Consider the following 13,283-nt stretch of genomic DNA (forward strand, 5'->3'; position numbering starts at 1 on the left):
TGCGGTGCTGGCAATGCCGCTAGCAGCGGCTACGCCTGGACCTGTTTGTAGAGCACGTAGTCATCGCCGTCGCGCTTCAGATACCCCGCCTTTACGAGCGCCTCGCGCACCGCTGTGGCCGCGTCGGTTTCCACACGGTTGAGGAGAGCGAACGCGACGTTGATTGTGCTGGCGACGCTCGGTGGATACCAGTAGACCGGCTTTCCGTTCTGGTCCCCGTGGGGAGTAAGAGGCGAGAGGATGCCGACGGCACGGAGCTTTCGCACCGCGTTCCTCGCTCCGCTGTTCAGGAGTCGTACGTACTGGTTCCTCTCCAGGTGCACTCCGTACTGGCCGATCGCTCGGGCCAACTCGAAGGTGAACGGGTCCAACTCGGCTAGCTCTTCCATCAAACGGTCGACTCGGCTGGAGGTGCTACCGCCAGCGGATGGTTGCCGGGTGAGTTCGTCTAGGGAGGCGAGTGCGTTCTGAAGGGCCTCTTCTACTGCTTCTCGGTCGACATTGCTGGCGGCAGAGTCGCCTTCCGCGTTTGCGGCTGGAGCCAGCTCTGTCTTCAGCTCGGCCGCAATACCGCTGGCCAGCGCCTTGACGTCTTGAGCGCCGGATGCGATCAACGAAGGCCCTGGAATTGCATTGCCGAGCAAGCGATCCCAACCCGCTTTGATGAGGTTCTGGGTGTCACTCGACTGCCTCTCGACAGAGGTCTCAATCTTCTGCAGGCTCTTGATGGTTTGCTCAGTGACAGCCTGCGACCGCTTGTCCACCGCCAGGGCGAACCAAATCGCCACGATCGAAAGAGTCACACCAACGACGCCAGTGATGACGCCGATCCACGTCGGTACATCCACGTTCCTGCCCCCTAATTGTTGAACCAACGTGCCAAGCCAGCCCTCACGTGCCGTCGCGCTCGGTGCACCAGTTAGCACCCCACGATCGGCTAGCACCCACGCTCGACCACACCTGCCCCGCTCGACGACTGCGGTATCCCGAGATCCCGCGAGAACGGCTGCCACGCCCACCGCCACGTCTACGCGAGCAGGCTGCTTGACGCCGGTGCGTCGATCAAGGCCGTCAGCGAGTACCTCGGACGCGCCGACCCCGGCTTCACTCTGAAGGTGTACGCACCTCATGGCGAACAGCTCGGCGCGCACCAAGTTGGCCATCGACGCTGGCATACTGCCAGCCTCGAATCAGACAGGGCTTCCCTTCTCCGCCGTCATGTGATGTCCGGCAACGGCCGATAGGAGCACCTCAGGTGCACCCCCATCGTCCTCGTTCACATAGACACGTACATCTCTCTGGGCGCGGCTGAGCGCTAGGTAGAGGAAGGACAAAAGCCTCGTGCGCTCGTTCGTCGACGGTGCCTCGATATCGGGTATGCCAGTGACCAGGACGGTGTCAAACTGCAGACCCGCCAGGTACTCGGCCGGCGCCACGACAACGCCCCGTCGCCGATAGCCGAGTCCCTCGATGTCGGATCGCCCTGAGATCGTTGAAACGTGAAAGTTGGCAGGCTGCCCGATCCTGGATGCGAACTCAGTGAACCGCGGCCACTGGCGGCTGTCGACAACCGCGACGGCAACTCGGCCCGATGAGTACAGGTCACGAATCGCTCGGAATAGATCATTCTCCTCGGCAGCCCTCGTTCCTGACGTGATCAGCCGGGGTAGGGGACCCGCGTCCTGCGCTGATTCGACCGAGCTGAAGTCGATATCCCAGTCATGCCCAAGGTCGAACGTTGGGAACTTGAGATGCACATGCTTGATCAACGCCAGGATTTGCGGAGTGAACCTGTGCACGGTGGTGAGCTCGAAGTTCGTGACGTCACCCAGGTCGTCGTCAGATGCCGCCGATGTGGACGACCTGGTCTCCTTCGCCGCGATCCCGATGAACGCCTCCGATGGTGACTGGCGAGGGTCTAGCGCCATGAACACGCGCGGATAAGACGTAACGTCACGGGTCAGGAAGTGAAGTACCTGGCGCTCCAGTGGACTGAAGAGATGGAACTCATCCACGAAAACAAGGTCATACCCAACCGATTTGCGCGTACGGTTCCAGGCATGCGTCTCAAGATGACTCAGGAAGTCGGCCAGGACCTGGTCCGACGTCATCTTCGAACGGGCCTCCAGGTTCCTCATGTACCGCAAGTACAGCTCGAACACGACCCGCATCTCGTCCCTCGATGCGAGCGGGAGCATCCAAGATGCGCGTGGCAGCTGGAAGTAGCGAAGGTCTGACCCTGCTCCCGGGAAGATTGCCGCAGCGCCGATTACCGACCCGAACTCGACGAGCAGGTCCCAAGCCAGCGCAAGTCGGTCCTCCTCGTCCGTAGAGTCGAACCGCGCGCAAAGAGTCTCGCCCACGGACGCCCGGTAGGTGATCCAATCCTCCGCCACGAAATCGTCGAGCAGGCCCCGGATCTCGTCGAGCTGGGCCCGCTTGCCGCTATAGCTGTCCTCGCCGATGAGGCTAAACCCCGAGGTGTCCGTGAGGTAATGCGGCGACACCGTCTTCGCAATCTCGAGTAGAGGAAAGACGTCGATCTCATTCAGAATGCCTAGACCCATCGAGTCCATCGAGTCCTGAATCTGCGCCGCCAACGCCCAACTATGCGTCACCACGAGGACCCGAATCTCGTCGCCAGCGTCTCGAGCGGCCATTACCTCGCGGACGGCCTTGATGGTGAGTGCCAGCGTCTTCCCAGACCCTGCCGGACCGCGCAGCCGAATTGACTTGTCAGTTCCAGTCTCGATGAAAGCTCGCTGGTCCTCGCTGACCGATCTCAGCCACTGGTCGTACGACCAACCCTTAGTTGTCGATTCCTCCCGCGCCGCAAGCGACATCTCGACATCCGACGGCGCCGGTCCGCGCGCATGGTCGAAATACCGCTTGGCGGCTTGGTATGCCTGAGTCCATGCGGCGTCGATCTGCGGTACTAGTGGGTGCGGGGACCGCGCGAACTCTTCGAGTGTTTCCTTCTTGTTCGATGTGGTGGTCAACCAAAACACGACGTCCGACCGGTCGCCCGGCAACACCTCGGCGATCCATCTGCTGGCCTGCGCGTCGAGGCCGGGCACCGCGTAGAACGCGATCAGGTGGTTGTACTTGTACTGATGCCACCCGGTCGGAAGCGAAAGCGGGCCGCTAATCCGTGCGCGCTCAGCGAACGACGCCATCCGGCTCAGCACGTTCCTGCGGTGCAACGCGAGATGTTCGGGAACGTAGCGCTCCTTCAGATTCTTCTCCCGCAGCAGGACGACTCGCTGGGCGGAGTGATCATCAGTCGAGCAGATCAGCAGATCGACCTCCGGGGTGTCGATTTCGAAGAGGATCGGCGAGGCCGAAATCGCCTCTGGCGACAGCCCGGTCGCCAGTTCCCGCAGTGCGTCAACAGTTACGATCAAGGGTTTCACGAGAACGTGGCCTCCAAAACTTCCGAATGCAGGTCGCGTACGTCCTCGTATTCTGTTGGCAGACCAATCGACATGAAGACCAACGCGAACCTTTGCACGAGCGCGTGCGTGAACTTGTCACGCAGACGCGCAATCCGTCGGTACGTCACCTCTTGCCGCTTCGGACCGAGCGCGATGCACGGTTCCCAGATCTGCTTGAGATAACGTAGGTACGCGAAGTAACCAGCGGCCTGCCCCGGTGCGATGGACCCCAAGAAGAATGCATCGCCAGGAGGTTGCGTGTAATTGCTGCGCAACGGAGGCATCACCCGACCAAGCGCATTTTCACGCTTTGGCGGGTTTGGTCCCATTAGTTGGCCGTCAACTAGCGCTTCGACAGCCTCATTGAGAGTCAATGCCTCGGAATCCATCCTGCGGATGGATTCGAGACTCCGACGCACCGCCTCCGCCTCTCGATCGCGCAACTTGAGCAACGCAACGATCTCGGCCGGCTCCTCCTCACCAACCCATTCCCGAAGGCGGTGGGTCGATACCTTCGGCAGACCAAGCCGTGCCATGGTTGCCTGCAGATCCACGATTGCTCTTGCCACCAGCCGGTCGCGGATCTTCGGAATCTGCATTTCGGACAGGTAGTCGTCTTCTGCCAGCAGCGGCACGCAGGTCACCCGACCGCGATGTTTGTCAAACGCCAGATCGCAGTCTGCTGTGATCACGACCAGATGGCGGTCCCATATCGTCGCACCTGGATCCACGGCCTCCAGCACATCGCCCTGACGCAACGGATCAGCGGCGGTGACTTCTCGATACTCGGTAAACGGCTCACCCATTGGTTGTCCCCCTCCGTATCGGTGCGGGGCACGCCCAGCCAGACCCAGCAGCCCCTCGGCCACCCGGCTGATGCCCACAACGTCTCGCACCCGGTTACCGCTACTACATCGCCGCGGAGGTCCGATCGTTACAGAGCGTTGCAGGTCGTCAGCGTTGCTAGCTGTTCGTGTGGCCGACGCTAGCGGCTCCGATCGCACGGGTGGGCTCGACGTCGGCGGACCGGTCAGGCCCGGGCGGCTCGCTCGATCAGGGGAGAGGCTCGGCGTCATGAGGGCTGGATCAGATGAGCCGTGGCCTCGATCTGCTTGACGATACCGGCCAAGCCGACCTGTTCGAACTGGCGCGCACCCGATCTGCCGGTGCTGCTACTGACGACGTCTGAGTCGTAGTCGAACGTCAGCAGCCCACCCGGTCCGTCCGGGTGGGCTGCTTCGTTTTCAGGACAGGGTGTCGAGCTTCGCGAGTGTCTCGGTGTCGAGGTGGATGTCGGCGGCGCGGAGGTTGTCTTCGAGGTGGTTGATGCTGCGGGTGCCTGGGATGAGGGCGGTGTGGTTGTTGTGGGCGAGGATCCAGGCTAGGCAGATGGCTGCCGGGGTGGCTCCGAGTTGGGTGGCGATCTGCTGTACGACGGGGTGCTCGGTGGGAGACGGGAATTGGTCGAAGGCTGAGCCGAGGGGGAAGTACGGGATCCAGGCGATACCGTTCGCGGCGCAGAGTTGGAGTTGGGGCTCGGACGAGCGGTCCAGGAGGCTGTAGGCGTTTTGGACGCAGACGATTCCGGCGGGTAGCGCTTGTTCCAGTTGCTCGGTACTGATGTTGCTGAGGCCGATCGCGCCGATCAGGCCTTCATTGCGGAGGGCAATCAACTCGGCGAGTTGGTCGTCGAGCGGGACGATGTCGTCGCCTTCGGCGATCAGCCCCGGTCCCTGGTCGGCCCGGCGGAGGTTGACCACGGGTACCTGTTCCAGCCCGAGCGACGTCAGGTCGAGGTGGACCTGCTCGCGCAACTGCTCCGGTCGCTGCGCCAGGGCCAGTGGGACCGGTGCGTCCACTCGGCGGGCGCCGACCTTGCTCACGATCACGAGGTCGTCCGGGTACGGGTGCAGGGCGGCCCGGATGTGCCGGTTGACCGTGGTGTGCCCGTAGAACGACGCGGTGTCGAGGTGGTTGATGCCGAGCTCCAGGGCCCGGTGCAGCACCGCGCCGGCCGTGGCTGCGTCGACGTGTTCGAGTTGCATCGCGCCGTACCCGATCCGCGCGATCTCGTACTGCCCGAGCTTGACCATGCCACCGGGGCCGCCCGGTCGTTCGGATGTCATCAGCTGTGCCGTCCTCAGGTAGGCTAACTGGAGTTTTCTCCGTTTAACTCGACCGTAGCACTAACTGGAGGTTTCTCCATTTATGGGTGGGCAGACGCGACCGCTGCGGGCCGACGCGGCGCGGAAACGGGCGCAGGTGGTGGCAGCGGCCGGCGAGGAGCTGGCTGACCTTGCCCTGGCCGCGCGCGACGGTGAGCCGGCCCGCCTCTCGCTCGACCGGGTGGCCACCCGCGCCGGTGTCGGCATCGCCACGCTCTACCGGCACTTCCCCACACGGGAGGCACTCCTCGAGGCCGTCTACCACCAGGAACTGGCCCGGCTGTGCGCGGCCGCGCCCGAGATGGCCGGGTCGGCTCCCGCGGATGCGGCGCTGCTCGCCTGGATGCACCGGTACATCGACTTCGTCGACTCCAAGCGCGCGATGGGAATCAGCCTCCGGGCCATGGTTGCCTCAGGCGCTGTCACCCAGTCGGACACCCGCGCCCGGCTGACCGCGGCGATCGCACACTTCCTCGAGGCCGGGGCGGCGTCGGGTGTGCTCAGGAGCGACGTACCTCCGGGAGACGTCGTCGCGGCGATGGCCGGGGCCGTGATCGCTGCCGACCCGGACCAGCAGCGGGACCAGACCGAGCGACTGCTCGAGCTGCTCGTTGAAGGTCTGCGCGCTCGTTAGGCGAAGGTCTGGGTGCCGATGACGCGGAGGAGGTCGAGTTTTTCGCGGGCGTCGGTGCCTTCGATGGGGAGGAAGGCGCGGACTCGTATGTCGGCCGCGGGGGTCAGGAGGGTTTCGCAGGTGAGGTCGAGGTTGCCGACCTCCAGGTTGAAGAATCGCTTGCGCGGCAGGCGGCGTACGGCGACCTCGTGGAGGTCCCACAGCGCGCGGAACTCCTCGCTCCTGTCGACGAGGTCCTCGACCAGGCTGGTGACGTCTTGGTCGCCCATCCGGCGCGCGTAGGTACCGCGCAGGTCGGCGACGTGGGCGGCCGAGTGGGCGTCCCAGTCCTCCTCAGGGAACAGTTGCCGGATCGCCGGATCGGTGAACCACAGCCACGTCAGGTTCCGCGCGCGGCCGGTGCCGGAGCGGTGGCCGATGAGTACGTCGGCCAGCGCGTTCTGCCAGAGCACCTCGTCGAGGTCGGTGGCGACGAACACCGGGATGTCGTCGAGTCGCTCGACCAGACCGATCAGGCCCGGACCGAGGTGCCGTCCGGCCAGCCGGAGCGGCGGCGCGAGACCGGCCAGGTGGTACAGGTGGTCGCGCTCGTCGAGGTCGCAGCGCAGCGCGCGGGCAAGACTGGCGACGATCGGCTCCGACGGGTTCGCGCCGCGGGACTGCTCCAGCCGCGAGTAGTAGTCCGTCGACATGCCGGCCAGCTGCGCGACCTCTTCCCGGCGCAGTCCCGGCGTACGGCGGCGCGCACCGTCCGGAAGGCCGACGTCCGCCGGTCGGAGCAGCTCGCGGCGCCGGCGGAGGAAGTCGGCCAGGCCGTCACGATCGATCACACGTTCCATCATGCGTGACGTCCCGTGCGCTATCCAGGGACAACCTGTCCGTGGATGAAGTGGGCCTTCTCCCCCGCTACCGGCCGCTCCAAGGTGGAGACAACACCAAGGAGGAAACACCATGCACTACCGCACGCTCGGCCGGACCGGTATCAAGGTCAGCCCGTACGCCCTCGGCGCGATGATGTTCGGTGCCGTCGGCAACGACGACCGCGAGGAGTCGATCCGGATCATCCACAAGGCCCTCGATGCCGGGATCAACTTCGTCGACACCGCCGACTTCTACTCGCACGGCGGTTCCGAGGAGATCGTCGGCGCGGCGCTGAAGGGCCGCCGGGAGCACGTCGTGCTGGCCACCAAGTCGCACCTGCCGATGGGCGACGACCCGAACCAGCGCGGCAACTCCCGGCGCTGGATCATGACCGCGGTCGAGGACTCGCTGCGCCGGCTGCAGACCGACTACCTCGACCTCTTCCAGATGCACCGCCCGGATCCGGACACCGACATCGAGGAGACCCTCTCGGCGCTGACCGACCTGATCCGCAGCGGGAAGGTCCGCGCGATCGGTACGTCGACGATGCCGGCCAGTGAACTCGTCGAGGCGCACTGGGTCGCGGAACGACGCGGCCTGGAGCGGTTCCGGACCGAGCAACCGCCGTACTCGATCCTGAACCGCGGGATCGAGCGCGAGGTGCTTCCGATGGTGCAGAAGTACGGGATGGGCGCGCTCGTCTGGAGCCCGCTCGCGCAGGGGCAGCTGACCGGACGGGCGCCCGCGGACCTTCGGCGGACGGCGATCTTCCGGCACATGTCCGACGAGCGGCGGCTCGAGGTCGTCGAGCAGCTGATCCCGGTCGCCGACGCGGCCGGGCTCAAGCTGACCCATCTGGCGATGGCGTTCGCGATCGCGCACCCGGCGGTCACGTCCGCGATCATCGGTCCGCGCACGATGGAGCACCTGGACGACGCGCTGGCCGGCGCCGACGTCGTACTCGGCGACGACGTTCTCGACCAGATCGACAAGATCGTCCCACCGGGCACCGACGTCGGCCGGCTCGACATGGACTACGACACCCCGGCCGTTCTCAATGCCGGCTTGCGCCGCCGCCCGGTGGACGATCGCTCCGCGGCTTAGTTGTACGTAGCGGTTACGTGGTAGACGCGGCCGCCCCAGCCGTCGTCCGGGAACGAGTCGGAGATGCGGACGTAGCCGGCCTTGGCGGTGCCGAGGTACGGCGTCAGGTCGAACGTCCGGACCGCCTTGTTCTCGCCGTCGTGGTACGGCGTCGTCTCGGTCGCGACTGTGGTCCAGTTCTGGCCGTCGCCGCTGACCTGGACGACAAACTGATTGTCGATTGTCAACGATACGGATGCCGACGTGGTGTCGGACGGGAACGGGAAGCGGTAGACGAAGTACGAGTGCCCGTCGGCGAACCGGTTCTGTACGCCGTTGCTCTGCGACCCGTCCGCGTCCCACAGCCACGGCGTCTCGGCCGCCGTACCGGTGTCGAAGTCGGCGGTGTGCGCGACGAGGATGTCGGACCGGGTCGTGAACGACAGCTGCGACCCGGACGTCACCGACGCGGTCACCGAATGCAGACCGTCCGGCGTACCGGCGGGGATCGTTACGTCGAGCTGCACAGTTTTCTCCACAGGTACGGCGTTTCCACGCGTCCGGAGGGTCACGGTCGTCCGGCTCGGCGTGACGGTCCAGCCGGATGGCGCGGTGGCTTTGACCACGGCCTGGATCACGTCACCGACCGGGGCGGTGGCCTGTACGCCGACGTTCACCTTCACGTGGGTGGTGCTGCCGGTCGCGGGCATCACCACAGGCAGAGCCGGATCGGTTGTCGCGGACAACGATCGCACCGGCGGCGTCTGCGGTACGGCGGCGATCAGTGCGCTCAACGCGCTGGCCTGGGTACGCCAGTCGAACACGTTCGGGGTCGCGCCGGACCACCGCACGCCGAGCCGGTCGGCCGCGTCGTGGTTGTTGTCCCAGATCGTGGCGGCCTGTTGCGCGACGAAGTCGGTGTAGCGGCGCTCGTGCGTGGTGTCGGCGAGATCCATCCAGTAGCGCATGAAGATGCCCTTGAACTGCTTGCCGTTGTCGTCACACGTGCGGCCCGGCGCGTCGCAGGCCTCGGTCAGCACGCCGTCGGTCACCAGTCCGCCGGGTGCGATCGCCGCGTCCGCCAAGCGCCGTACCGTGGTCAGAAGCTGAGGGTTGCGGGTCGCGCGCCACAGCTCGAGGCCGGCACCGATCGCGAGGCCCTGGTTGTAGCTCCAGACCGTGTCGCCGTTGCTCTCGCAGTTGCTCTTCAGGCCGTCGTTCACGAGGCCGGCGGAGTTGATCATGCCGCTGCCGGTGAACCAGTTCCAGCCTTCCTGCGCACGGCCGAGCCAGCGCTTGTCACCAGGCAGCCGGTTGTGCAGCTCTGCGGTGAGGCGGATCCACAGGCCGTTGGTGACGGCGTTCTTGTAGGTGCGCTCGCCGTCCCACCACACTCCCCCGCCGCACGAGCTCGGGTCCCAGTAGCCCTCGACGTACTCCGCGATCGTGACCGCCATGTCGAGGTACTTGCGGTTCCTGGTCAGGTCGTACGCCTGGATCCAAGTCAGGCCCCACCACTCGGAGTCGTCGATGGCGCGGCTGGTGAAGTTGCCGAGCAGCTCGTCGCCGGACAGGTAGCCGGCCGGGAACTTGCCCTTGTCCTTCTCGAACGTGTTGTCCAGCTGCCCGAGGTAGCGCCGGTCGCCGGTGCGCTGCATGTAGTCGCCGATTGTCTGCAATGCGACAGCCGAGTTCCACCAGCTGGACGGGAACCAGGCCTTGTTCGGCTCGTACGAGCCCATCAGCACATCGGCCGCGACCCGCGCCCGCGCGGTCGCCGTCGCACCGGCGGACCCGGACGAACCCGCGGCGCCGGACGAACCCGCGGCGCCGGCGGCTTGTGGCACCAGGGCCGCGGCGAGCAGGATCGCCCCGGCTGTCAGAACCTTCAGAATCTGCGCACGACGATTCACACGATCTCCTCGAGATGCTTCATGGCGGCTCGGCTCACCGAGGGGCTGAAAAACTAGGGGTGGAAACGTTTCGAGACGGTATCGTCGCCGCCCCAGACAACGATGTCAATGCCTCGGGTGACCGACCCGCGAGACACTTCTGAAGTCGACTAATTGAGTAGACTTAACCTACTTCTCATGACCTTTCTCTGGTACATCCCGAATCAGGTCGACCCCGGTCACCGCGGGGACGACGCCGTCCAGGGACACAACAGCATCGAGCGGCTGACCGAGCTCGCCCGGCTCACCGAGGACCACGGGTGGTCCGGCGCGCTGCTCGGCACCGGGTGGGGCCGGCCGGACACATTCACGGTCGCGACGGCGCTGGCCGCGCGGACGACGACGTTCCAGCCGCTGGCCGCGATCCGGCCCGGGTACTGGCATCCCGCCCACTTCGCGTCCGCGGCGAGCACGCTCGACCAGCTCACCGGCGGGCGCCTGCTGATCAACATCGTCTCCGGCCAGGACAACCTCGCGGCGTACGGCGACAGCGAGGGCGACCAGCCGCAGCGGTACGCGCGCACCAAGGAGTTTCTCCAACTGGTACGGCGCTTGTGGACCGAGGAGGACGTGACGTTCGCAGGCGAGTACTTCTCCGTCACCGGCTCCACGGTCGCGACCCGTCCCGTCGTACGGGAAGGCCGCCCGCATCCGCGGTTGTACTTCGGCGGCGCGTCGGATGCGGCGCAACGGGTCGCCGCGACCGATGCCGATGTACAGCTGTTCTGGGGTGAGCCGCTCGACGGTGTCGCGGCGCGGATCGCTCGGCTGCGGGACCTGGAGAACGAGCTCGGTCGCGAACATCCGCCGCTGGAGTTCGGGCTGCGGATCACCACACTCGTCCGCGACACCAGCGACGAGGCCTGGGCCGACGCCGAGGCGAAGGTCGCGAAAATGGCCGAAACGCAAGGCTCGCGGGACCAGCGCTGGTTCAAGGCCGTCGGCCAGCAACGCCTCCTCGACCTCGCCGAACGCGGCGAGGTCCTCGACGACCACCTCTACACCGCCCCCGGCAAGTACGGCGGTGGCGGCGCCGGCACCACCTGGCTCGTCGGCTCCCCCGACGACGTCGCCAAGTCCCTCGCCAAGTACCGCGATCTCGGCATCACACATTTCATCCTGTCCGACACGCCGTACCGCGAGGAGATCATCCGCGTCGGCGACCAACTCCTCCCGCTGTTGTCCTGACGGGGAACCCCTCGGACTGATTGGATGTGACCATCGCTTGACGGACGCATGCCGAGTGTGATCGGTTGATTACCGAGCGCCAACGGTGGGTATGTGGCGCTGTGAGGCATGTGAGGAGCACTGATGGTCGAATACCTGCCCCGGTCCGCGTGGAACGCGCGCCCGCCGAACGGCGGACCGGGCAACCTGACCGTGTCGCGGGTCGAAGGCGCGGTCATCCACTGGCCGGGCACCGGATCGACGAGTGTCATCCACTCCAAGGCGGCCGTCGCGTCCGCGTTGCGTGGCTGGCAGAACTACCACATGGACACCCGCGGCTGGTCGGACATCGCCTACCAGATCGCGGTCGACCAGGCCGGCCGCGCCTGGACGTTGCGCGGCTTGCGGACCCAGTCCGGCGCCAATGGCAACAGCGATCTCAACGAGCGGTACGGCGCGATCCTGCTGGTGCTCGTCACCGGCGAGCAGCCGACCGCCGCCATGAAGGCGACCACCCGTGCGGTGATCGCCGACTTCCGCAGGATCTATCCGCGAGGTACGGCGATCCGCCCGCACTCCGCGGTCCGGCCGGACGGGACCGACTGTCCCGGCGACGCCGCCCGCGCCGCGATCGCCCGCGGCGAATTCACCCCAGGCCACTCGGAGGACGACGACATGACCCCGGCCCAGATGCAGGAACTGAAGAACTTCATCGAGGCCAGGACGCAGGCCTACGCGCTCTGGACCCACCGGCAGTTGCGCAAGGACCTGTCGGCGGTGGTGAAGGCGTACGCGCTCGACATCAAGAACTACGAGCGCCAGACCGACGCCGCCGACGCCGCCCGCGCCGCCGCCGCGGTCTGGGCGACCGCTCCGCCGAGCCTGCAGGTCGGCGGCACCCCGGCCCCGGAACAGCCCACCGCGCCGGACCCGAACATGGACCCGGACCTCAGCCTCCCGGACCTCGACCCGTTCCCGGACACCCCAGCCGCCGAGGAGCCGGCCCCCAACGGCGACCAGCCGACGGCCTGATCCTGACGCGCGGTCAACGCCCTGCGGCCTTCCGGACCCGCAGGGCGTTGAGCGTGATCATCTCGTTCGGCCCGCTGCGCCCCCAGTCGACGACGTCCGGCGTACGGTTGCCGCCGAGCGGACCCCACCACGGCGTACCCGCGTTCCACCGTCCGTCCGGGCGACGCCGGCGCTCCAGCTCGTCCAGTGCGTCAGTGGCGCGCTCGTCCTTCGCCAGCCCCATCCGTGACAAGACGAGCAGGGCCTGCAGGATGTCGTAATGCCAGTACGGCGGATAGCTCGGGCGTAACCACCGCGCGTTGATGACCTCGCCGGTCGCCAGGCTGCGGAACAGCCGGTGTTCCAGAAACAGCTCGCCGGCCCGCAGCGCGGCGTCCCGCGCCGCCGTCTCACCCGTGGCTCGGTAGTACTCGTAGAGTCCCCAAGCGGCAGCATGCGTCTCGTGGAACGACGATCGCCGGCCGGACGCCGTCCGGTCGCAGTTCCAGCCGCCGTCCGGCCACTGCCACTCGATCAGCCCTTCCGCCAACTGCTGCACCCGCGGATCGGCCGTCATGCCGAACCGGCTGCAGGCGCCGAGCGTGTTGCCCTCGATCGACCCGCACCTGCGCACCAGCCCGTCGACGACAGCCACGCCGTACTTCAGCGAACGCATGACCTCGACCAGGTCGTACTCGGCCGCGGCCACCGCCCGCGGCTCCTGCGCCGGGACCTCCAGCTCTGCCAGCGAAACGATCCGCCAGTGCGCGCCGGTCCACTTCTTGTACGCCCTCTTGTCCGCGCAGGCGTCGGTCAGCAAGCGACGCACGATCGCGCCGCTCAGCACATCCTCCCCGTGTTCCTGCCCCAGCAGGTCCCGTCGGGCCATCCCCCGAACCGCCGGCTCGCTCGACTCCAGTAGCCACGCCACCGCATCCATCTCCCCATTCTGACCCGACTGTCGGTGCGAGCTGAT

11 protein-coding genes are annotated in these 13,283 nt (G+C 66.4%); 4 read left to right on the forward strand and 7 right to left on the reverse strand.

Annotated elements, in window-relative coordinates:
- Nucleotides 1-29: 29 nt before the first annotated feature.
- The 4 genes from E0H50_RS16655 to E0H50_RS16675 form a co-directional block, all read right to left on the reverse strand.
- Nucleotides 30-1,163: a hypothetical protein gene (locus tag E0H50_RS16655; RefSeq protein ID WP_165547162.1), complete on the reverse strand. Its 1,134-nt coding sequence runs from the start codon at nt 1,161-1,163 to the stop codon at nt 30-32.
- Between the two features lie 27 nt (nt 1,164-1,190).
- A complete protein-coding gene (locus E0H50_RS16665; RefSeq protein WP_131289185.1) occupies nt 1,191-3,413 on the reverse strand; it encodes a DEAD/DEAH box helicase in 2,223 nt (740 codons plus the stop codon).
- Entirely contained in the window at nt 3,410-4,240 is an 831-nt protein-coding gene (locus tag E0H50_RS16670) for a hypothetical protein (RefSeq protein ID WP_131289187.1), read from the reverse strand. The genes E0H50_RS16665 and E0H50_RS16670 overlap by 4 nt, the downstream gene beginning before the upstream one ends.
- Before the next feature lie 438 nt (nt 4,241-4,678).
- A complete protein-coding gene (locus tag E0H50_RS16675) occupies nt 4,679-5,560 on the reverse strand; it encodes an aldo/keto reductase (protein WP_131289189.1) in 882 nt (293 codons plus the stop codon).
- Between the two features lie 82 nt (nt 5,561-5,642).
- On the opposite strand from E0H50_RS16675, the gene E0H50_RS16680 reads away from it, so the two are divergent.
- Nucleotides 5,643-6,233, forward strand: a complete 591-nt coding sequence (locus E0H50_RS16680; protein ID WP_131289191.1) for a TetR/AcrR family transcriptional regulator — start codon at nt 5,643-5,645, stop codon at nt 6,231-6,233.
- On the opposite strand, the gene E0H50_RS16685 is transcribed toward E0H50_RS16680, so the two are convergent.
- Nucleotides 6,230-7,075, reverse strand: a complete 846-nt coding sequence (locus tag E0H50_RS16685) for a helix-turn-helix transcriptional regulator (RefSeq protein ID WP_238151011.1) — start codon at nt 7,073-7,075, stop codon at nt 6,230-6,232. The two genes, E0H50_RS16680 and E0H50_RS16685, sit on opposite strands and share 4 nt — an antisense overlap.
- A 109-nt stretch (nt 7,076-7,184) precedes the next feature.
- Here E0H50_RS16685 and E0H50_RS16690 point away from each other — a divergent pair, with 109 nt between their 5' ends.
- Complete coding sequence (locus E0H50_RS16690) at nt 7,185-8,198, forward strand: aldo/keto reductase (protein ID WP_131289193.1); 1,014 nt, start codon at nt 7,185-7,187, stop codon at nt 8,196-8,198.
- Here E0H50_RS16690 and E0H50_RS16695 read toward each other — a convergent pair.
- Nucleotides 8,195-10,090 carry a glycoside hydrolase family 76 protein gene (locus E0H50_RS16695; protein WP_131289195.1) on the reverse strand — a complete coding sequence of 632 codons (1,896 nt, stop codon included), beginning with the start codon at nt 10,088-10,090 and terminating at the stop codon, nt 8,195-8,197. The genes E0H50_RS16690 and E0H50_RS16695 overlap by 4 nt on opposite strands.
- A 177-nt stretch (nt 10,091-10,267) precedes the next feature.
- Here E0H50_RS16695 and E0H50_RS16700 point away from each other — a divergent pair, with 177 nt between their 5' ends.
- Together E0H50_RS16700 and E0H50_RS16705 are read left to right on the forward strand one after the other, a co-directional pair.
- Complete coding sequence (locus E0H50_RS16700; protein ID WP_131289197.1) at nt 10,268-11,317, forward strand: LLM class flavin-dependent oxidoreductase; 1,050 nt, start codon at nt 10,268-10,270, stop codon at nt 11,315-11,317.
- 123 nt (nt 11,318-11,440) lie between these two features.
- Nucleotides 11,441-12,328, forward strand: coding sequence for a peptidoglycan recognition protein family protein (locus tag E0H50_RS16705; RefSeq protein WP_131289199.1), 888 nt, complete (start codon nt 11,441-11,443; stop codon nt 12,326-12,328).
- Nucleotides 12,329-12,341: 13 nt separating this feature from the next.
- Here E0H50_RS16705 and E0H50_RS16710 read toward each other — a convergent pair whose 3' ends face one another.
- Nucleotides 12,342-13,247 carry a glycoside hydrolase family protein gene (locus tag E0H50_RS16710; RefSeq protein ID WP_131289201.1) on the reverse strand — a complete coding sequence of 302 codons (906 nt, stop codon included), beginning with the start codon at nt 13,245-13,247 and terminating at the stop codon, nt 12,342-12,344.
- Nucleotides 13,248-13,283 lie beyond the last annotated feature (36 nt).

Origin of the sequence: Kribbella sindirgiensis (assembly GCF_004331435.1) — a bacterium.
In the GTDB taxonomy this organism is placed as follows: domain Bacteria; phylum Actinomycetota; class Actinomycetes; order Propionibacteriales; family Kribbellaceae; genus Kribbella; species Kribbella sindirgiensis.

Coding starts and splice junctions, on each gene's coding strand:
- E0H50_RS16700 (WP_131289197.1), top strand. CDS start 10,268: ATGACCTTTCTCTGGTACATCCCGAATCAGGTCGACCCCGGTCACCGC.
- E0H50_RS16705 (WP_131289199.1), top strand. CDS start 11,441: ATGGTCGAATACCTGCCCCGGTCCGCGTGGAACGCGCGCCCGCCGAAC.
- E0H50_RS16690 (WP_131289193.1), top strand. CDS start 7,185: ATGCACTACCGCACGCTCGGCCGGACCGGTATCAAGGTCAGCCCGTAC.
- E0H50_RS16710 (WP_131289201.1), bottom strand. CDS start 13,247: ATGGATGCGGTGGCGTGGCTACTGGAGTCGAGCGAGCCGGCGGTTCGG.
- E0H50_RS16680 (WP_131289191.1), top strand. CDS start 5,643: ATGGGTGGGCAGACGCGACCGCTGCGGGCCGACGCGGCGCGGAAACGG.
- E0H50_RS16675 (WP_131289189.1), bottom strand. CDS start 5,560: ATGACATCCGAACGACCGGGCGGCCCCGGTGGCATGGTCAAGCTCGGG.
- E0H50_RS16685 (WP_238151011.1), bottom strand. CDS start 7,075: ATGATGGAACGTGTGATCGATCGTGACGGCCTGGCCGACTTCCTCCGC.
- E0H50_RS16655 (WP_165547162.1), bottom strand. CDS start 1,163: ATGGCCAACTTGGTGCGCGCCGAGCTGTTCGCCATGAGGTGCGTACAC.
- E0H50_RS16670 (WP_131289187.1), bottom strand. CDS start 4,240: ATGGGTGAGCCGTTTACCGAGTATCGAGAAGTCACCGCCGCTGATCCG.